The sequence below is a fragment of the Streptomyces sp. NBC_00289 genome (assembly GCF_041435115.1).
In the GTDB taxonomy this organism is placed as follows: domain Bacteria; phylum Actinomycetota; class Actinomycetes; order Streptomycetales; family Streptomycetaceae; genus Streptomyces.
The window spans coordinates 2710590-2730214 of the sequence record NZ_CP108046.1 but is presented as its reverse complement, the minus strand read 5'-3'; the positions used below and the strand labels follow the sequence as shown (position 1 = coordinate 2730214).

Genomic DNA, 19625 nt, shown 5'->3' with positions numbered 1-19625 from the left:
CGGGTCAGGAGCCGGAGTCGCGCAGCTTCGTCAGCGCCTGGCGGATGGAAGCGAGCAGTGCGTCCATGGCGCTCACCAGCGCGTTGTGCATCCCCTGTGTGGAGGTGATCGACGCCTGCCGGCGCACGGTACGGACGACCAGCGCCTCTTCGAACCTGGTGGCCAGGGAGGTCACTTCGGACAGCCCGTTCAAAACGCTCAGCAAACACATTCTCGCCGGTTCGGCGAGACCGGCGAAGTCGCGCTCCAGTAACTCCTCGACCTGCTGCCTGGCGTGCTGCGCCCGGTTCACGACGGCTCTCAACTCATGCGATGTCACGTTCGTCGCACTCTGGGACCCGAGCCGGTGCGTCGGGAAGGTGAGAGCCTCGCGGGCCGCCAGGAGGGACGCCACGAGGCCCTGCTCGGCAGGCGCCGTCGCGTCCGTGGTCGTCGCAGTCGCGACGGCATCCGCCACCGCCACCGGCACCCGGGTCACGGCCACAGACGCTCGGGCGGCTTGTGCCACCACCTCCGACGGCGCCCGCACCACCACCGCCTCCTCGGGGGCGTACGCTTCGAAACGTCGCAACGACACGGCCGCGGCCTCCGCTGCGAGCAGGAAGAACCAGCGTCGGATCCGGCTGTCGTACTTCTTCCGCCGCCCGGCGAACATCAGCGCGCACGCCTGGATCGCCAGCATCCACTGAACTTCCCACCCCGGCCCGATGTCCCGCTCGTCGAGCCACGGCCCGGGAGCTTCCCGCAGGCCGTCCACGATCCGCCGCAGCCCCTGTGGGACCAGCAGACCGGTCGCCTTCCGGCCGATGAGCAGGACGAGGACCTCGGCACGGGCCTCGTCCGACAGGTGCGGCAGGAACTCGGCGACCAGGTACAGCATGAGGTGGACCGGATCGCGGGCGAGGAGCGCGTCCGCGCTGAACCGCGTCAGGTCGATGAGCCGGTACGAGCCGACACCCACGTCCTGCCGTTCCGGAACCATGATGTTGCCGGGGTGGAGATCGCCGTGGGCGCGCCCACGGACCGGGTCGTCCACGACGCCCCTGGAAAGCGGGCCACCCTCCGCCAGGTGAAGCGGGTTGGGCAGTTCTCCCGGCTTCTCAGGCAGCAGGATCCATGGGTCGGAGAGGGAGATGCCGAGTTCGTCCCGGGCCCACCGGGCGAGCGGGGCCTTCGGACCGAGGCGCCGGTCGAGGACAGTCGCGACGAACTCCGCCGCGCTCATGGACTTGCCGCCCTGCTCGTCCGGATTCCAGTCGGCCAGCAGGGACCGCCCGACCGCCGCGGCGATGTCGGGCAGCCGAGACTGTCGCTTCCGGACGACGGTGCCCAGCGTGACCATGTCCTGGCCGTCGCCGGCGATTCGCTGGAACATCATCCAGGCGTCGTCCACCGGCATGGGGTCGTAGAGCTGCTCGACGAGGTGGGCCTCGGGGAACGACTGGTTGCCGACGGGCCGGGACAACCAGGCGGCCTTCAGCCCGCCCGGCTCCACCGAGGCCTCTTCGTCAGCCGCGCAGAGCTTGATGATCATCCTGCGCCGGGGGTGGCGGGGATCCCTGTCCCGCACGACCACGGAGGCCAGCAGGGCACCGCTGCCCCCGGTCTCCAGAAACGTGGGAGTGCCCAGCGTCCGGTGATTCTGCCGCTGCCACTGGTCCAGCAACTCCGCGGCGCGGTCGCCGAAGGGGGTGAAGGGGGATGGATCCATCGACTCAGTATCCATGCGGCGGGGGTTGGAGAAGTCTCGTACGTGATATGCGTCCTGGGGAGAAGGGGAGGTCACCATGGCGCGAAACAGGGGGAGTCGGCGTCCGGACTGGCCGCCGGGCCGGGGTGCCACGGTGGACGCGGCCCGGCTGCGGGAGGCGATCACCGGACGGGAGCCGGGGCGCGAGGATTCCCTCCGCTTCGAGGGCTTGCGGGTGCAGGGCCCCCTCGATCTGAGCCGGTGGCGTCTGGACAGCGGATTGGCCTTGGTCGAGTGCGAGTTCGACACGCCTCTGCGGCTGACCGAGCTGACCGTCCGCGGTCTCGACCTCTCCCGGTCGCGGATGCCCGCCGTGTCCGCCGACCGGATCACCGTCGAGGGCGAACTGCTGCTACGCGGCGCCCGGCTCGGGGGAGGCGGCGCGGAGTCCGTGCCCCTGCGGGACCCGTCCGCGACGGAGACGGTCCGTGCGCCCCGCCGGGTGCGGGAGGGAAGCACGGGAGGCGTCCTCCGGCTCGCCGATGCGCGCATATCGGGCAACCTCGTCCTCGATGACCTGGACGTGGCCGATCCCGGCCAATGGTCGGTGCTCGCACCCCGCCTCAACATCGGAGGCACGCTGCACGCCCGGGGCCTGCAGACCTCTGGCGCCCTGTATCTCCGCGACGCGCGCGTCTCCTACGCTGCCAACCTCGACGGAGCACAGGTCGGCGGACTCGACGCGACCGGTCTCGTGTGCGCCGGGGGCCTGTATGCCGACTGGGGATTCCGCAGCACGGGCCAAGTCCTGCTCCGCGGCGCCGATGTGGGCGGCGTGGTCACCTTTCACGACAGCGTCCTCACGGCGCCCGCGGGCTCCCTGTTGCTGAGCCGGCTGCGGGTGCCCCGGCTCAGACTCGACCTGCGTGAGCCGCCCGCCGGGCCGGTGGTGCTGCAGGACGCGACGGTCGATGTCCTCGTGGACTCCGAGGCGACGTGGCCGCCCCCGGGCGCTCTCTCCCTCGAAGGTTTCACCTACAAGCGGCTCGAATCGATCCGGCCCGTGGACGTGCGCTCGCGCACCGGCTGGCTGACCCGTGACCCGCGGGTGGGTGCCGGCTCCTTCGAGCAACTGGCCGCGTCGTACCAGGCTGCGGGCGACGAACGCGCGGCGCGCGTCGTACGGCACGCCCGCGAGCGCCATCTGCGCCGCCACGACCGGCTGACAGGCCGTGTGTGGGGCTTGTTGCAGGACGTCCTCTTCGGCTACGGATACGCACCCCGCCGCGCTTTGATGTGGCTGCTGTCCCTCGCCGCCGCCGGGTCCCTGTGGTTTGCCCACCACCCGCCCCGCCCGGTGGGGGGAAACGCTTCACGCGCCTGGGACCCGGTGCTGTACAGCCTGGACCTTCTCATCCCCGTCGCGAGCCTCGGATACCGCGGGAGTTGGGACCCCGTCGGGGTTGACAAGGCGGTGGCGATCGTGCTCGTGGTGTCCGGGTGGGTGCTGGCCACCGCGGTGGTCGCGGGGGCCCGGCGGGTCCTGGGACGAGGGTGAGCGGATGCCGGTGGCGGTACGCTGCCTCAAGACCGCCGGGGCGCAGCCACGGCGTTGAGGAGCGACCTAGCAGAGGGACTGGATGGGGCGCGAGGAATACTGGGTTGCCATCTCCCAGGACGGTGTCCTGTACGGCGCCGGCTTCTTCGTGACGCGGCATTTCGTGGTGACCTCGGCCGGCTGCCTGCCGGTCGCGGGTCTGGGCAGCGAAGTGGAGCTGCGGACTGCGGAAGGACGTGGGCTGCGCGGTGTCGTGGACGAGATCGCCGAGGACGTCGGGCTCGCACTGGTCCACGTGGTGGTACCCGCGCGCGTCGACTACCCGACGCCGAGGGCCGACCGCGCCGTCAAGGGCGACTCCTGGCGGGCCCCCTACCGGCCGGGCCCCGCACACCCGCCGCTGTGTGGCACGGTGGAGGACGTTCTGTCCCCCTGCCGTCGCACCGACGCCGACCGTGCCCTGTCCATCCTCGAACTCACCGTGGGCGAGCAACTGGGCCTGGTCGGTGCCAACGGTTATGCGGGCGGCCCTGTCGAGCGGCACGAAACCGGCCGGCAGGAGACCGTTCTGGGTGTGCTCCTGGAGGCCGAGTACGCGCGGGGGATCCGGGGCGATCAGGGAAGCCCGCTCGTGGCGGGGGACATCGGTGGTGTCATCGATGCCTTCGACGGGCTCAACCCGCACCGCATGCTGGGACTGCTCACAGAGCGGGATCCAGCCGCCATGGCCGTGGAGACGCCCGACCCACCCGAGACGCCGGACGGATCCCGGCGGGACGAGGTGGCGGCGGTGATGGACGCGGTGGAGTTCGGGCTGCGCAAGTTCCGCGACTGGGCGGCGGAGGGCATCGTCGACGAGCGGGATCTGCCGCCCTATCAGATCGCGATGCTGGACGTGGTGGTACAGGCCGCCAAGGGAGCGGAGGCGCATGATTGACTCCCTCGCCGAGGCCGTCGACTGCGCCGAGGCGGCCCTGAGCCGTACAGATGAGACGCGGTTCGCACTCCTGGCGAGCCTGATGCGGTTCCTCGACGTGCGCGCCGAGAGCTGCCTCGTCAACGAGGCCTGGGGCCCGGAGACGGGTGCTGCGGGACTGCGCCTCGGTCGGCACCTCCTCGAACTGGGCCTGCGCCAGGAGGCGGAGCGCATGTTCCGGCTCCTGGCCGAGCGGCTCGACCGATACGGCGTACCCGAGTCCGAGTGGGGCGAGCAGGGCGAGCCGTTCGTCAACTGCCTCGGTGTGCTGGGCATCTCCCTGGGACAGCAGACGGCGGCGCGAGCGGTGCTCCGGTGCGCGCGGCTGGACGGCGAGCCCCGTCTTTCGCCGGCCGCGGTGGCCACCCGCGTGAATCTCGCCGCGGCCGAAGCGGGGCTCGGCAACGTCGACCCGGCGGTCGACCACGCGCTCGCCGCACGCGCGATGCTCGAACGGCTCCCTGAGTCCGACGCCCCGGCGGTACGGGAACTGAGTACCGTCCTGGATGCCGTGGAGCACCAACTCCTCGGCTTCGCCCCGCGGTACGGCGACCACTGCACCCGCGCCCTGTACACCCTCGCGCAGCACACCGGCCGGAAGCTCGACGGTCTCGACCGATCCGACCCGCGCGCCTTCCTCGCCGTTGCGAACTTCGCTCTGGCGCGCGCTGGGGCAGCAGTGGAGGCTGGTGACACAGACGACCTGGAGACCGTGGTCAAGGTCCTCGAGGTGGCCGCCCAGCGGCTCGCGACCCTGCTCGGCGCGGACCACCCCAAAGCCCTCGGGGTCCAGGCGGACCTGGCCGCCGTCCAGATCGAGGCGGCGCGCGCGGTGCGGTCGCCCGACCGCCTGGATCGGGCCGTACGGCTGCTTGGCGCGACCGCGCAGCGCCTGGAGATCCGGCTCGGTCCCGCCCACCCGCGCACTGTGGCAGCCCTGACCAATCTGGTCGCGGCTCAGGTGGAGATGGTGCGAGCGCTCCCGGCCCCAGGAAAGGCGCAGCGCACGGCGGACGCCCTCGCCGAACGAGCCCTGCAGTTCGGCGAGTTGTTGGGAAAACGGCATCCCGTGACCCGGCTGGTGAGCGCCTCGGCGGCCACCTGCCGCCGGATGGCCGCAGGCGACGAGGACGGGCGCGACATCGGTGGTACGACGCTGGTGCGGACCCTGGTGGACTGGCAGGAGGACGGGGAGGTCTACCGGTCGTTCCGGGAGGCGGTGGGCGCGCTGGGCCGGCCGCCGACGCCCGGGGACGGCACGGTGGCGAGCAACGTTCGCATCGTCCCCTTCCACGGCCCGAGGTCCGCTTCGGGCGGCGTGGGTTACCCCCTCGGCGCCTTGGTGAGAGGCGTCGTGTCGGAGATCGACCAGCACGAGGTGGAGGTCGAGGTCGGCGACATCGACCGGGGCGTCGTCCTCCGCCACTCCCTGCCGGACCCCGACATCGGACATCCCAGCGAGCTCGTGGCCTACGGGGACGAGCTGGAGGCCGTGGTCATCGGGTGCGAGCAGGGCTACGAGGGCCGGCTGCTGCTCTCGATGCGGGAGCCGCTGTGGGAAGAGGCCCGCAGGCGCCGTACCCTGGCCGCGTCCGTCGGCCTGGCGTCGGACGGTGTGACGGTCTCGGGCCGGGTCCTCGAGGTGGTCGCGGAGGGTCTCGCGGTGGAGGTCGGGAGCGGTACCGCGTTGCTGCCCACGGCGGACATCGAGGAGGGGCCGGTACGCGACCCGCAGCGCTACGTGGGGCAGATCCTTGACGCCAAGGCATGGGTGCACCGCTCTGGTTCGGTGCTCCTCTCCCGACGGGCCTGGCTTGAAGAGGCGGAGAAGCTGCGGCCGCAGGAGTGGCTGGCCCATGTGCAAGTCGGGCACGTGCGCACCGGCAGAGTCACCGGAGTTCAGTCGCAGGATGTCGTCGTGAACCTCGGGAGCTTTCGGGGCCTGCTCGACCTGGCCGACCTGGAGACGGGCCGAGTCGCGGTTGGCGACCTGGTCACGGCCCGGATCTCCGCGGTCGACCGGTCGGGCGGGCAGGTCTACCTGGAACTCATCGAGGGTGAGAAGACCTCCTGGCAGCGCTTCACGGAAACCCATCGTGCGGGCCGGATCGTCCGGGGGACCGTGGTCGAGACCGCCTCGAACGGTCTCTTCCTCAGAGTGGCGGACGGTGTCAGAGGGTGGGTCGATTTCGACGAACTGGCCGACGACCAGATCGCGTCGAACATGCTCGCCGTCGGGAGCGGGGAGGACATCTTCGTGAGGATCGTATCGGTCGACCCGGAACGGTGCTGGGTCGTGCTGTCGGCCCGAGAGGCCGACGCGGCCCTGGGCGCTGACCCCGCTTCCGCCGAGTTCGCACCGGAGCTGTATGCCGACGCACCGGACTTCGACGACGCCACGGCGCGCAACATTTTCGAACGTCACCGGCAGAACCTCATGGAGAGGCGCACCACCGACTGACTCCGGCGGAAAGCCAAGCCCCCGCCGGAGCGACGTCTTTCATGTTTCGAGGAGCCGGTCTGCCGCCCGGCCGCCGGGCAGGGCGCTGTGACTGACATCGGCGAGTGCGGCCGCACGGGCGCCGGTCGACAGTCAGTGCCCAGCGTGGCGGACGGCCTCGCACGGCAGCAGTGACTCGCGGCGAGCCCCGAGCCGTCGGGTGCAGCCAAGTGGTCCTCCCGACAGGACCGTCCCAAATCGATCTATGGGCGCCGGAGCAGGCGGTTCGCCGCGCGTCCGAACACGTACCGGGCGGTGGCGCCGAGCAGGGGGTCGGCGAGGGCGGGCAGCGGGCGGACCCGCAGTTCCTCGCGCCACAGCACCCGCGTGCGGCCGCCCGGTCCCGGACGTACCTCGATCTCGGCCCACCCCCTGACCACCCGGCCGCGCTTCTCGAGCCGGCACAGGCCGGGTTCGCCGTCCGACGGCGGGTGCCAGACGGTCACCTCCATCGGATCGTCGACGGAGAGGAAGCCGAGTCCCGAACGGGCGACGAAGCGCGTCCCCTCGTGCGTCGGCGGGGGCGTGAGCACGCGTACGCGCGTCAGCGGGACCACCTCACCGTGGCGTTGCCACTCCGTGAGCCGGCGCCACGCCTCGTCGAGGGAGAGCGGGGCCGTACGTTCGATGAGGATGTTGACCACGGAAGGATCTTAGGCAGCCCAACCTGTGCGTCCACGCGTTCGGGGTCGGCTCACCCGCATGGTCCAGCAGCCTGTGGGCGGGGTGGCGTACGCGGGAGGGCGGGTACGCGCACCTGCCGTGCGTGCGGACGGGCGCGGAAGCGACAGCCGCTACGGCAGGGCGACCCGGGCGGTGAGACGCCTCACGGCCGGTACACCCTGCCCGGTTCGGCCGTCCCCGGCGCCAGCAGCTGCGGCACGGTCACGAACACGTACCCCCGCTCCTTGAGCGCGTCGATGATGCCGGGCACGGCGGGAACCGTGCCCTGGTAGATGTCGTGCAGCAGGATGATCCCGTCCCGGGAGGACTGCGCGAGGACGCGCCGGGTGATCAGATCCGAGTCGGTCGTCGTGTAGTCCTTCGCGGTCACGCTCCACAGCACCTCCGAGAGGCCCAGTTCACGGCAGATGTCGTGCACGGTGTCGTCCGTACGGCCCTGGGGCGGGCGCATGAGCGTGGGGCGTTGTCCGGTGAGGCGCTCTATCTCCTCGTTGGGGCGCTCCAGTTCCGCGCGTATCTCGTCCGGTTCGATGCGGGTGAGGATCTTGTGGTCCCAGGTGTGGCTGGCCACCTCGTGGCCCTCGGCCGCCATCCGCCGCACGAGTTGCGGGTACTTCTCGATGTGCCGCTTGCCCAGCAGGAAGAAGGTCGCCGGGACGTGCTTCTCCTTGAGGATGTCCAGGAGGCGGGCGGAGTTCTCGCTGGGCCCGGCGTCGAAGGTCAGGGCGATGCACTTGGCCTCACGGCAGTCCACGCTGCCGAATCGGGCCTGGACACCGCCGGCCGACTGGGTCCGGGCGGCGCTCGGCGCGGTGGCGTCGACGTTCGCGCACCCGGTGAGGGACAGCGCCAGGGCGGTGGCCGCGGCGAACATCGTGGCGGCGCGGAACCCGGCGCCTGTTCTTTCCATCTTCTTGCTCGGAGAAGGCATGCCGGGACTATACACAGCGAGTATATACGGTGTGCATAGTTGGGCGGGCTGGGCTCAACACCGCGCTTCAGTAAGGAAGTTGACTCAAAAAACGGCCGGATCCGGTCCGGCCGTGCTCACTTCCTGCGGCGCTCCGCCCGTCCGCGCAGCAGCCGGGACACCGCGAAGAGTGCCAGCGGCCACACGGCGGCGAAGGCCCAGATCACCCCCGGCTCCGAGGTGTCTATCCCGGTCACCAGCAGCCCGATCGACACGGCGAGCAGCAGCCCCACCGTCGTCGGCCGGGGCCGGTACGCGGCCGTCCTCGTCAGGTCCAGGCCCCGGCGCAGCCGCAGCGTGCGCAGCTGCCGGTCGAGCCGGCGGTCACGACGCAACGCCCGCTCCATCTGGTCGAGGATGTGCTGCTCGTTGTGGGGAAGCCGGCCGGTCGTCACAGTTCTCTTCCTCGTCTCTCCGCCCGAGGCCGCGGCGGACGCGTCCCGAGTGCCCGGACACCTCCCGTACTAACGGGCGGGCCGGGCACCGGTCGTCTCGATCAGCCCGGCGTCACTGGGCGTAGAACGTGGCGTCCCCCTTGTCGGTCGCCGTGCTCGGAGTCTGTACGTACAGCAGGTAGTTGTAGTGGCGGACGTAGCGGCCGGCGTAGTTGTACGACTCGTAGGAGACGCCCGCCGAGTCGGAGAGACCGGCCCGCCGGTAGAACGTCGCGTCCGACGCGAACGCGGCCGTACCGTCGGACTTCTCCAGCCACACCTCGAAGTTCCTGTGCCGCAGGTAGTAGCCGGGGAGGTTCGCCGACTCCAGCGAGACGGTGCCGCTGCCGGCCAGCCCCGCGACCACGCGGAACTGCGAGTCCGCGAGGGGGGAGACGCCCGCGTCGATCCGGGCGCGGTAGTCGTAGTGGCGGACGAACCGGTCCGGGAAGTTGTACGAGGACAGGCGCTGCGGGGTGAGCCCGTCGGCCACCGGCACACCGAAGTCGGGGGTGCCGTCGGCGTTCCAGTAGAGCTTCTGGACACGGGTGCGGCGGTTGGGGTCGTTGAGCGGATCGCCGCTGATGTCCTTGTAGTTGCGATCGTGGTAGACGAGGACGTCACTTCTGCCGTCCTCGGAGACGGTGAAGGAGTTGTGGCCCGGGCCGTACTGGCCGGTGTTCGCGTTGCTGGTGAAGACCGGCGTGGAACTCTTGGTCCACGACGCCGCGTTGAGCAGGTCGGAGCTCGCGGGGGCGCTGAGCAGTCCCAGGCAGTAGTTGCTGTCGGTGGCGCTCGCGGAGTACGACATGAACACCTTGCCGCCGTGCTGGATCACCGCCGGGCCCTCGTTGACCTTGTATCCGGTCGTCTCCCAGGAGTACGTGGGCCGCGACAGCCGTACCGGAGTGCCGCTGATGGTCCAGGGGTTGGCCAGTCGGGCGAGGTAGAGGTCGGTGTTGTTGTCGACCGACGGGTCGTGCTGCGCCCAGGCCAGATAGCGGACTCCGTTCACGACGAAGGTCGTGGCGTCCAGGGAGAAGCTCTCCCACTGGGTCGTGATCTGTCCCTTCTCCGTCCAGGCGGCGGTGAGCGGATTGGCGCCGGTGCCCTCCAGGACGTACATCCGGATGGCCCACACGTCGCTCGTGGACCCGGCGGCGAAGTACACGTACCACTTGCCGTCGATGTAGTGGATCTCCGGCGCCCAGATGTGGGCGCCCATCACGCCGCTTGCGTGCTTGGTCCAGATCGTCGTCTCGGGAGCGGTCGACAGACCCTGGATGGTGGTCGCCCGGCGCAGCACGATGCGGTCGTACTCGGGCACGGTCGCGGTGAAGTAGTAGTAGCCGTCGGTGTGTTTGTAGATGTGCGGGTCGGCGCGCTTCTCGGCGATGGGGTTGGTGTACGTCACGGCGGGGGAGTCGGGCGCGGCGGCGCGGGCAGTGCCGACAGGCCCGGCGAGGCAGCCCGCCAGGGCCACGAGGACGGCCAGAAGCAGCCGAACGGCGTTGCGTCTCAAGGGAGTTCTCCAGGTGGGGGGGCGATCAGGTCGTGGGGACGAGGCGCCACTGCTGGCAGGTGTTGCTCAGCCAGGACCACTGCCGTACGTCGGTGCCGTCGGCGGTGCCGCAGTCGGCCACGTCGGCGACCTTGCCGCTGTTCTCGTTGACGATCCGCACGTAGTCGCCCGTGGCGGTGAAGACCAGCCGGTAGCGCTGGCACTTGTTGTTCAGCCAGGACCACTGCCGCAGATCGGCGCCGTCGGCGGTGGAGCAGTCGGCCGCGTCGAGTACGCCGCCGGTGGCGACGTTGACCAGCCGGCTGGTGTCGTCGCCCTGGTCCTCGATCCGCCACTTCTGGTTGGTGCCGCCGGTGCAGGTCCACTGGAAGACGTTGGTGCCGTCGGCGCTGCTGCCGCCCGCCAGGTCCAGACACTTGCCGCTGTTGCGGTTGACGAGGGTGTACGAGGTCGGGGTGGCCGCCGTCTCGCCGGACGGGCCGGGCAGCGAGGCGCCGAGCGCGACGGGCGTGCCGAAGTTCGGCGTGCCGTCCGTGTTCCAGGTGAACTTCTGGGCGCGGGTGGTCCGTCCGTTGCCGCAGCCGCCGCCGGAGGAGGAGTTGGCGTGGTAGACGATCCAGTTCTCGGTGCCGTCGGGCGAGGTGAAGAAGCCGTTGTGCCCGGGCCCGTAGACGCCGTTGGTGTCACTGCGCTGGAAGACGGGCGTCTGCTTCTTGGTCCAGGACGCCCGGCTCAGCGGATCGGAGCCGGTCAGCTCCAGTTGGCCGAGCTTGTAGTCGGGGGTCTGACAGTAGCTCGCGGAGTACGTGAGGAAGGTGCGCCCGTCGTGGTGGAGCGGCTCGGGTCCCTCGTTCACCGGCGCGCCCGAGGTCTCCCAGCTCAGCGTGGGGCTGGAGATGACCGTGAAGGAACTGCTCGCCAGGGTGTACGGGTTGCTCATCGGCGCGATGACCAGGCTCTGCGCGCTGCCGTTCACGGAACCGCTGCCGACGAGGTAGAGACCGCCCTTGGCCTCGAGCACGGTCGCGTCGATGAGCCAGCCGCCCGGCGAGAGATTCGAGCCGGTCAGCGAGCCTTTGTACGTGTAGGGGCCGAGCGGGTCGGTGCCGGCGCTCTCCAGGACATGGGTGCGCTGCGAGTCGCAGCAGGCCACGCCGCTCTGGCCGGCGGAGTAGTACAGGTACCAGTGGCCGTTGAACAGGTGGAGCTCCGGTGCCCAGATGTTGGTGTTGCGCGTCGACGTGGTGTCCGACCACACCTGGACGTTGGGCGCCCCGGCGAGGCCCGCGAGCGTCGGCGACTTGCGTATGCCGAGGATGCCGGTGAACGTCGTGGTGATCAGGTAGTAGTTGCCGTCGTGGTACTGGAGCCAGGGGTCGGCGCCCTTGGCCGACTTGAGCGGGTTGGTGTACGGCCGGCCGGCCGCGGCGGAGGCCGGCTGGGTCGTCGCCACCAGGGCGACGAGCGCGGTGAGGACGCACAGCAGCACCGATCCGAGGCGTGGGGTGCGCGCCGTCCGGGCCAGGTGTGCGGTGCGAGGTCTGCCGATGGTGCGAACCAGGGCATGCGGATGGGGCATTCGAGGCATACGAGACCGTCCCTGTCCGTAATTTCGAACGTAGTTCGTAAATTCGATCAGAAGATAGGGGCGGGGCATGTTCAGGTCAACGGTTTGGGCGTGACCGCCGGCCGTGGACCGAGCGAACGAAGGGGCCGGGTGGGCCGGGTGAGGTCACCGCGGCCGTACCAGCCCCGACTCATAGGCGAAGACGACCGCCTGGACGCGGGCCCGGGCGCCGATCTTGGTGAAGATGCTGCTGACATGGGACTTGACGGTCGTCGGGGCGATGGACAGGCGCTGGGCGATCTCGACGTTGGACCAGCCGGAGGCGACGGCGGTCAGGACGTCGCGTTCGCGCTCGGTCAACGCCCCGAGCCGGTGTTCCCGCCCGGAGGGGCGGACGGGTCCCCGGTTGCGGACGGCGTCGATGAGTTCGCGGGTCAGGCCGGGTGGGATGACGGCGTTTCCGGCGGCGACCGCGCGGACCGCGGCGGTCAGCTCGCCGGGCAGCGCGTTCTCGGGCAGGAATCCGCCGGCGCCGGCGCGCAGGGCGGCGTGGGTGTACGCGTCGAGTCCGCCGGCGCCCAGGATCAGCAGCCGGGGTGGATGTCCGCCCGCCTCGACGGCGCCGGGAAGGGAGTGGGGGCGGGTGAGCCGGCGGATGGTGTCGACGCCATCCGCGCCGTCGGGCGTGCGGCTGTCCAACAGGACGATGTCGGGGCGGAGTTCGTCGCTCGCGCGGACCGCATCGGTCCCGTTGGCGGCCTCGCCGACGACGGTCAGGCCGGCCTCTGCGGTGAGCAGCATGCGCAGGCCGAGGCGTTGCAGGGCTTGTTCGCTGACGATGAGTACGGTGGTCATGCTGGTCGTTCCCGTGGGGGAGGGCCGGCTCGATGCGGACGGGCCGACGGTCGTCGTGGTCGTCGGAAAACGGGGGGTGAGGGCGTGCCGGAGCGCGAGGGCGCGGGCGGCCGGCTCTCCGGGTCGCGGCTTGTCGAGCCGTGTCCCGGGCGCGAGGAGGCGGAGGTGCCCTGCCACCGCGACGGCGGGAAGCGTCACGGCGGGCAGGGTGAGGGTGAGGGTGCGGGTGGGAGGTGAGGTCAGTTGCCGGCGGCGGGGAAGATCGACACTTCCATGGGCCGCTTGAGTACGGCCCGAGTCATCGGCTCGGCCATGAGCATCCCTCCTCCGAACGAAACTGTTTCGTTCATTTCGGGTGACTTCACACTAACCCCGCCACTATCGAAACGGCACCGTTTCTCATGTGGTCTGGGTCACACTTGCCGGCTCAGAGCCAGTCGCGCCGCTTGAAGATCAGGTACAGGCTGACGCAGACCACGCCCATCAGGCCGATCGCGAACGGGTACCCGAAGCGCCAGCTCAGCTCGGGCATGTGGTCGAAGTTCATCCCGTAGATCGTCCCGACCAGCGTCGGAGCGAACAGGATCGCGGCCCAGGAGGAGATCTTCTTGATCTCCTCGTTCTGTTCGAACCCCGCCTCCGCCAACGCCCGCATCTCCGCGTTCTGTTGCTGGGTCACCAGGGTCGCGTTCACCGTGAGGATGTCCTGGAGGGCCTGGCGGAAGCCGTCGACGCGTTCGCTGGTGTGGGTCACGTGGTCGGCGACGTCGCGGAGGTAACGCTGGAGCTCCTCGTCCGTGCGGTACTTCGCGAAGCCGGCCATGAGGCCGTGCAGCATGCCGACGAGGGGGCGGGTGGCTCGCTGGAACTCGACCATCTCGCGGGACAGTTCGTAGATGCGGCGGGAGACCTCGGGGTCGCCGCGGAAGACCTCGGTCTCGATCTCGTCGATGTCGTTCTGGACGCCGGACACGACCGGCGCGTAGCCGTCGACCACCGCGTCCAGGATCGCGTACAGCACTGCCTCCGGGCCCAGGTCCAGCAGCTCCGGCGTCTCCTCCATGCGGCGGCGGACCGCCGAGAGGTCGGGGGCCGCGCCGTGCCGGACCGTGATGACGAAGTCGGGGCCCACGAACACGTGCAGTTCGCCGAAGTCGACCTCCTCCGGGGCGTCCAGGTAGCGGGCGGCGCGCAGGACGACGAAGAGGGTGTCGCCGTAGCGCTCCAGCTTGGGACGCTGGTGCGCCTCCATCGCGTCCTCGACCGCGAGTGGATGCAGGTCGAACTCCGCCGCCAGGGTGAGGAGTTCACTCTCCGTGGGCCGGGCCAGGCCGATCCAGGCCATGCCGGACGGCTGCTCGCGCAGCTCGCGGAAGGTGTCGGCGAGGGTGGCGGGGGAGGAGACGCGCACGCCGTCCCGGTACAGGGCCGCCTGCACGATGCTGGGCGGCTCCGGCTCCGGGGCGGGCGTCCGGACGCCGGGCTCCGGCCGTTCGTGCGACGGCGGGGGCGGCGGGGCCATGGCCCGGCGCCAGGCGGACTTCACGGGGTTCTTCGAGGTCGGTCGGGCGCGTCGCTCGGGCATCGCGGCTGCCTCTCACTGGCGTGATCACCGGCAGGATATACGGGATAAACGGGATCGGAGTGCCCGGTCGGACCCGCATTTCACGAGAGTTGCGGACAGGGTGTGTCCGCAAGCGGCACTAGCGTGCACAGCATGACGAAGACGACCGCGACGGCTCCCCTGCTCGACGCCCGCGCCCTGAACCGCGCGACCCTCGACCGCCAGCTGCTGCTGCGCCGCTCGCCGCTGTCCGCCCGGGAGGCTGTGGAGCACCTTCTCGGCCTCCAGGCGCAGAACGTCAAACCGCCGTACTACGCGCTCGCCGCCCGGCTGGAGGGCTTCGCTCCCGGGGAGTTGTCGGGACTGATGGACCGGCGGGACGTCGTGCGGATCGTCACCATGCGCTCGACCATCCACACCCACACCGCCGACGACTGCCTCACCCTGCGCCCGCTCGTGCAGGCCGCGCGGGACCGCGAGCTCGGCGCCTTCCGCAAGGGACTCGTGGGCGTCGACCTGGACCGGCTCGCCGTACTCGCCCGGGACCTCGTCGAAACCGAGCCGCGCACCATGAAACAGCTGCGTGAGGCACTGCTCACCGAGTGGCCGGACGCCGACCCGCAGGCCCTGGCGATCGCCGCCCGTTGCCGGCTTCCCCTGGTGCAGGTCACCCCGCGCGGACTGTGGGGCCGAAGCGGCCAGGTCGCCCTCACCACCGCCGAACACTGGCTGGGCCGTCCCGCGCGTCCCGCCCCGGCACCCGACGCCACCGTGCTGCGCTACCTCGCCGCGTTCGGTCCGGCGTCGGTCAAGGACATGCAGACCTGGGCCGGTCTGACCCGATTGCGGGACGCGTTCGAACGCCTCCGTCCCCGGCTGCTCACCTTCCGCGACGAGAACGGCGTGGAGCTCTTCGACCTCCCGGACGCGCCCCGCCCCGACCCCGGCACCCCGGCCCCGCCCCGCTTCCTGCCCGAGTTCGACAACCTCCTGCTCTCCCACGCCGACCGCACCCGCGTCGTACCGCCCGCGTACTGGGGCCGGACCTGGCAGGGCAACCAGGCCCACAGCACGCTCCTGGTCGACGGCTTCCTCGCCGGCGTGTGGCGGCTGGAGGAGACCGCCCTCGTCGTCGAGCCGTTCGGCAGGCTCAGCCGGCCGCAGCGGGACGAGGTCACGGCCGAGGGAGAACGGATGCTGCGGGTGATGCACCCGGACACGTCGTACGACATCCGGTTCGGTGCCGTCGTACGACGCTGACGGCGCCCGGCACGGCGAACGGTGCCCGGGCATGGACAGGGGGCGTTGCGGGCCGCTCGTGGTGGCTCGCAACGCCCCCTGGTTTCATACCTGAGGGATCCTCAGGAAACCTTCTGGGACTATGAGTTGACCTGGGTGGTCACCAGGCTCGAGAAGGTGGTCAGCCGGGTGTAGACACCCGGGTAACCGGCCTCCGCGCAGCCCTCGCCCCAAGAAGTGATCCCTGCCAGGACGCCCCCGATGAGCAGGGGACCGCCGCTGTCGCCCTGGCAGGTGTCTACGCCGCCGGAGGTGTATCCGGCGCACACCATGTCGCTCGCGACGAAGTCGGAGCCGTAGGAAGTGCTGCAGCTGGAGTTGGACACGATCGGCACGGTCGCGGTCCGCAGCTGGTTGGAGGAGCTGCCGTTCTCCGAGGTGGTGCCCCAGCCGACGATGCGTGCGGTGGTGCCGGCCGCGTACACGCTGGTCTGGGAGGACGAGACGTACGACGCCTTGGTGTACGGCATCGACGTCGACAGCGTCAGCACGGCCACGTCGTCGCCGTTGGTGGCGTCCGTGTAGTCGGGGTTGATCCAGATCTTGCTGACTCTGGAGACGGTGCCGTTGGTGCCGTTCAGGTAGGTGCGGCCGCCCACGACGCGGACGCTGCTGGTGGTCTCGCCGACCATGCAGTGCGCGGCCGTGACCACCTTGGTGGCCGACACCAGGGTGCCGCCGCAGAACTGGTTCTGCGAGGCGTCCGTGATCTGCATCATGAACGGGTACGTCGTCGTGGTGGTCGTCGAACCGCCCACGATGGGCTGGGGGGCGGCTACAGCGGTGGGGGCGCTGAGCAGTGCGGTCGCTGCGGCGGCGGCGGTCGCCGCGACGACGGCGGCGGTCTTCTGTGCGCGGTGGAGCCCGAACATGAGTCTCCTCAGTGGGGGTTGCCGGTGGGGGACGCGCGGGTGGGGGTGCGGCCGGGAGTCGCGGGAACGACCCCCGTATGCCCGGGCGAGCGGCATGCCCTTACGCTAGGACTGGCCCCACCCTCGCCCCAATGAGGGAACCCCCTAAGGGAGTTGGGCAGGGTTAACCCTCGATCGCGCTCAGTGAAACCGGCCCGGCGTCACTTGGGGTGGCGCCCCGCCGTCAGCCGGACGATGTCCACCCGGGAGCGGATCCCGAGCTTGCGGTAGACCCGGGTGAGGGTCGCCTCGACCGTCTTGACACTGATGAACAGCCGTCCGGCGATCTCCCTGTTGGTGGCGCCCTCCATGACGAGCGCCGCGACCTGACGCTCCATCGCGGCAAGGCCGTCCAGCGCGTCGAGCGCGGGGTCCGGCGCCGGCACGGCCTTCGCGGGGGCCGCCGCCGCGGCAGCCTCCACCTGGCGCAGCCAGGGCAGCGCCCGGCAGCGCCGGAACAGGCGGGCCGCCTCGTCGTACGAGGTCGGCCCCGGCCTGCTCGCGGTGCGCAGCGAGGCCAGCGCGAACGCGGCCCGCGCCTCCTCGAGGCCGTATCCCAGCTTGGCCAGCCGGTCCTGAACGGACGTCAGCTGGGCGATCGCGGCGTCGTGTTCGCCGCGCGCGGCCCGCACCAGGGCCTCCGCCCGGTCCAGCACGGCCAGCACGCTCTCGCGCTCCAGCCGCAGCGCGTGTTCCCGCGTCACGTTGATGACGTCCTGCGCCTCGCCGATCTCGCCGATGCGCACCAGGGCCTCGGCGAGGTCACCGTGCCAGCGGCCGCGGGCCGGGTCGGTGATGCCGAGCGCGTGCTCCAACTCCCGCACCCGGCGCAGCGACCGCACCGTCCCCTCGGGGTCCCCGGCGACCAGCTGCGCGTGCCCGAGGGCGGCGAGGGTGCGGGAGATGTACATCTGGTCGCCGTCCTCCTCGGCGTGCTCCACCGCTTCCCGGGCCAGCGCGAGGGCCCGGTCCACATCTCCGCCGGAGGCCTCCGCGAGCGAGGTGAGCAGGGCGGAGGCCACCCGGCCGATGCCGGAGTCCCGGGCCAGCCGCAGGCTCTCGCGGGCCAGGTCGAGGGCCCGGCCGCAGTGTCCCGAGCGCAGTTCGGTCTCGGCGAGCAGACGCAGGAAGTGCACCTCGCTCTCGACCATGCCGCGCCGGCGCACCTCGCGCAGCAGCGCGGTGACGGTGTTGCGGGCCTCGGCCAGCTGGTCGCTCATGATCAGCCAGCGGAAGCGGGTCGAGCCGGCCCCGTTGTGGTGGCACGCCACCTGCGGGTCCTGGGGTTCCTTCAGCGCCCGTTTGATGGTGGCGGGCGCGTCCGGGTGGCCCATCAGGGTCTCGGTCTGCGCCTGGAAGGCGAGCGCCAGCAGTTCGGTGCGCCGGTCGCCGGCCCGGGCGGCCAGTTCCGCCGCGTGCGCGGCCTGCTCCCGGCCCTCCGCGAAGTCGCCCTCCACCACGAGTCCCCGCCAGGCGAGCTGGTAGTGGACCAGGGCGAGCAGCCGCGGATCGTCGCCCGCGTCGGCCAGCGCCTGCGGGAAGACGGCGTCCACGTCGCCGAGGGCCTGTCCGGCCGCCTCGATCACCACCATCCAGGCCCGCACCCGGTCGGCGGGGACGGTGGCGCGGCCCAGCACGTCGTGTGCGATGTCCCGGGCCAGGTCGACCTCTCCGGAGGTGATCGCGTCCTCGGCGGCCTGCAACCGCCGCTCGTCGGGGCCCGGTGTGCTGTCCGCGGGGGTGTGCCGGGCGGCGAGCAGCCCCATCGACGCGGCCACCGACGGTGCTCCGCGGTCCCGGGCCAGGGTGGCGGCCTCGGCGAGCCGGGCGGCCACGTCGGGGTCGGTGCCGGTGGTCGCCAGGGCCAGGTGCCGGGCCCGTTCGATGGGGTCGGAGGCGGCGGTGGACAGCGCGGCGTGCGCGGCCCGCCGGTCCTGGGCGGGAGCCTCCGCGTACAGCGCCGCCGAGATCAGGGGGTGCGCGAACCGTACGGCGGGACCCTCGGGCTCCGTCGCGAGCAGCCCCAGCTCGGCCGCCTGTGCCGTCTCGGCCTCGGCGTTCTCCCGGCCGGCCGCGTGCAGCAGGGCGACGGTGGGGCGGGCGCCCGCGCTGGCCACGAGCAGGGTGCGGCGGGCCTCGTAGGAGAGCATCTCCAGCCGGTTCAGCACCAGGGCCCGCAGCGAGGTGGGCACCGGCAGCGGCTCGCCCGGCCGGGGCGGGGTCGGGTTCTCGGCCAGGGCGCGACCGAGTTCGAGCGCGAACAGCGGGTTGCCGCCGCTGGTGCGGTGGATGTCGCGGACGGTGGAGCGGGGCAGGCCGGTGTAGCCGCGGTGGTCGAGCAGCGCCGACACCTGCGCGCGGGTGAGCGGGCCGAGCCGGACGGCGACGGTGTCCGGCGGGGACGCGCGTAGATGGCGGTCGTACTCCTGTCCCTCGGTCCGCACCGCGAACAGCATCTGCACGGGGGTGTCGCCCAGGCGGCGGGCGGCGAAGCCGAGCAGTTCCGCGCTGGCCGGATCCAGCCACTGGAGGTCGTCGGCGACGACCAGGACGGGGCCCTTGGCGGCGAGCGCGCGCAGCGCGGACAGCACGGCCAGGCGCAGCGCCAGTCCGTCGCGTTGCAGGGTGGACTCGCCGCGCCCGGTGAGCGCCGACTCCAGGGCCGTGCGCTGGGCCGCGGGAAGCTGGTCGGAGACCTCGCCGAGGGCCAGGCCGAGGAGGTCGGCCAGGGCCAGGAAGGGGAGGTGGGATTCGGACTCGGTCGCCGAGCAGCGCAGCACGGTCCGCGCCGACTCGCCGTATTCCGCGGCCAATGACCGCAGCACGGTCGACTTTCCTATTCCGGCCGGGCCGTGGAGCAGCACGCTGCCACCCCGCCTGAGCTGGTCACGAGCGGCGGTGGACAGTTCCTCCCTGCCGATGACCAGGTCGGGGCGGCATCTGGCAGGCTCCTGGAAGTCCCGTCGCACGGTCACCGCTCCCCTCCTGTGTCGTGTTACGGCCAAATTCTAGGCAACAACTCTTTGAAATTCGGACGGATGGAGTGGTGAGGGATATAACAAGCAGGTGAGGCATGGATAAATTCAATGTACGCC

At 71.2% G+C, this 19625-nt stretch carries 14 protein-coding genes; 4 read left to right on the top strand and 10 right to left on the bottom strand.

Annotated features, from left to right (window positions below):
- Positions 1-4: 4 nt before the first annotated feature.
- Entirely contained in the window at positions 5-1711 is a 1707-nt protein-coding gene (locus OG985_RS12720) for a hypothetical protein (protein ID WP_371668414.1), read from the bottom strand.
- A 76-nt stretch (positions 1712-1787) separates the two neighbouring features.
- On the opposite strand from OG985_RS12720, the gene OG985_RS12715 reads away from it, so the two are divergent.
- From OG985_RS12715 to OG985_RS12705, 3 genes are all read left to right on the top strand, one after another.
- On the top strand, positions 1788-3248 hold the full coding sequence (locus OG985_RS12715; protein WP_371668413.1) for a hypothetical protein: 1461 nt from the start codon (positions 1788-1790) through the stop codon (positions 3246-3248).
- Between the two features lie 82 nt (positions 3249-3330).
- Positions 3331-4185: a hypothetical protein gene (locus OG985_RS12710; RefSeq protein WP_371668412.1), complete on the top strand. Its 855-nt coding sequence runs from the start codon at positions 3331-3333 to the stop codon at positions 4183-4185.
- Entirely contained in the window at positions 4178-6685 is a 2508-nt protein-coding gene (locus OG985_RS12705; RefSeq protein WP_371668411.1) for a S1 RNA-binding domain-containing protein, read from the top strand. The genes OG985_RS12710 and OG985_RS12705 overlap by 8 nt, the downstream gene beginning before the upstream one ends.
- Positions 6686-6927: 242 nt before the next feature.
- On the opposite strand, the gene OG985_RS12700 is transcribed toward OG985_RS12705, so the two are convergent.
- The 7 genes from OG985_RS12700 to OG985_RS12670 form a co-directional block, all read right to left on the bottom strand.
- Positions 6928-7368, bottom strand: coding sequence for an SRPBCC family protein (locus OG985_RS12700; RefSeq protein WP_371668410.1), 441 nt, complete (start codon positions 7366-7368; stop codon positions 6928-6930).
- 182 nt (positions 7369-7550) lie between these two features.
- The gene (locus OG985_RS12695) at positions 7551-8318 is read right to left on the bottom strand and encodes a polysaccharide deacetylase family protein (RefSeq protein WP_371668409.1); all 768 of its coding nucleotides are present in this window, start codon (positions 8316-8318) and stop codon (positions 7551-7553) included.
- Between the two features lie 137 nt (positions 8319-8455).
- Positions 8456-8773 (bottom strand): DUF3040 domain-containing protein, encoded by a 318-nt coding sequence (locus OG985_RS12690; RefSeq protein WP_371668408.1) that lies wholly within the window; start codon positions 8771-8773, stop codon positions 8456-8458.
- Between the two features lie 112 nt (positions 8774-8885).
- The gene (locus tag OG985_RS12685; protein ID WP_371668407.1) at positions 8886-10334 is read right to left on the bottom strand and encodes a family 43 glycosylhydrolase; all 1449 of its coding nucleotides are present in this window, start codon (positions 10332-10334) and stop codon (positions 8886-8888) included.
- A gap of 25 nt (positions 10335-10359) precedes the next feature.
- Positions 10360-11922 (bottom strand): family 43 glycosylhydrolase, encoded by a 1563-nt coding sequence (locus OG985_RS12680; RefSeq protein WP_371668406.1) that lies wholly within the window; start codon positions 11920-11922, stop codon positions 10360-10362.
- Positions 11923-12066: 144 nt separating this feature from the next.
- Positions 12067-12756 (bottom strand): LuxR C-terminal-related transcriptional regulator, encoded by a 690-nt coding sequence (locus OG985_RS12675; RefSeq protein ID WP_371674352.1) that lies wholly within the window; start codon positions 12754-12756, stop codon positions 12067-12069.
- Positions 12757-13183: 427 nt separating this feature from the next.
- On the bottom strand, positions 13184-14341 hold the full coding sequence (locus OG985_RS12670; protein WP_371668405.1) for a magnesium and cobalt transport protein CorA: 1158 nt from the start codon (positions 14339-14341) through the stop codon (positions 13184-13186).
- A 132-nt stretch (positions 14342-14473) separates the two neighbouring features.
- On the opposite strand from OG985_RS12670, the gene OG985_RS12665 reads away from it, so the two are divergent.
- Positions 14474-15580, top strand: a complete 1107-nt coding sequence (locus OG985_RS12665) for a winged helix DNA-binding domain-containing protein (RefSeq protein ID WP_371668404.1) — start codon at positions 14474-14476, stop codon at positions 15578-15580.
- A 119-nt stretch (positions 15581-15699) separates the two neighbouring features.
- Here the strand turns inward: OG985_RS12665 and OG985_RS12660 are convergent, their stop codons facing one another.
- Together OG985_RS12660 and OG985_RS12655 are read right to left on the bottom strand one after the other, a co-directional pair.
- Positions 15700-16491 carry a trypsin-like serine protease gene (locus OG985_RS12660; protein ID WP_371668403.1) on the bottom strand — a complete coding sequence of 264 codons (792 nt, stop codon included), beginning with the start codon at positions 16489-16491 and terminating at the stop codon, positions 15700-15702.
- A gap of 200 nt (positions 16492-16691) precedes the next feature.
- The gene (locus tag OG985_RS12655; RefSeq protein WP_371668402.1) at positions 16692-19505 is read right to left on the bottom strand and encodes an AAA family ATPase; all 2814 of its coding nucleotides are present in this window, start codon (positions 19503-19505) and stop codon (positions 16692-16694) included.
- Between the last annotated feature and the right edge of the window lie 120 nt (positions 19506-19625).

Bases quoted from the DNA above. Each gene is read 5' to 3' on its own strand.
- OG985_RS12720 (WP_371668414.1), bottom strand. From the start codon at position 1,711: ATGGATCCATCCCCCTTCACCCCCTTCGGCGACCGCGCCGCGGAGTTG.
- OG985_RS12715 (WP_371668413.1), top strand. From the start codon at position 1,788: ATGGCGCGAAACAGGGGGAGTCGGCGTCCGGACTGGCCGCCGGGCCGG.
- OG985_RS12710 (WP_371668412.1), top strand. From the start codon at position 3,331: ATGGGGCGCGAGGAATACTGGGTTGCCATCTCCCAGGACGGTGTCCTG.
- OG985_RS12705 (WP_371668411.1), top strand. From the start codon at position 4,178: ATGATTGACTCCCTCGCCGAGGCCGTCGACTGCGCCGAGGCGGCCCTG.
- OG985_RS12695 (WP_371668409.1), bottom strand. From the start codon at position 8,318: ATGGAAAGAACAGGCGCCGGGTTCCGCGCCGCCACGATGTTCGCCGCG.
- OG985_RS12680 (WP_371668406.1), bottom strand. From the start codon at position 11,922: ATGCCTCGAATGCCCCATCCGCATGCCCTGGTTCGCACCATCGGCAGA.
- OG985_RS12675 (WP_371674352.1), bottom strand. From the start codon at position 12,756: ATGACCACCGTACTCATCGTCAGCGAACAAGCCCTGCAACGCCTCGGC.
- OG985_RS12670 (WP_371668405.1), bottom strand. From the start codon at position 14,341: ATGCCCGAGCGACGCGCCCGACCGACCTCGAAGAACCCCGTGAAGTCC.
- OG985_RS12665 (WP_371668404.1), top strand. From the start codon at position 14,474: ATGACGAAGACGACCGCGACGGCTCCCCTGCTCGACGCCCGCGCCCTG.
- OG985_RS12660 (WP_371668403.1), bottom strand. From the start codon at position 16,491: ATGTTCGGGCTCCACCGCGCACAGAAGACCGCCGCCGTCGTCGCGGCG.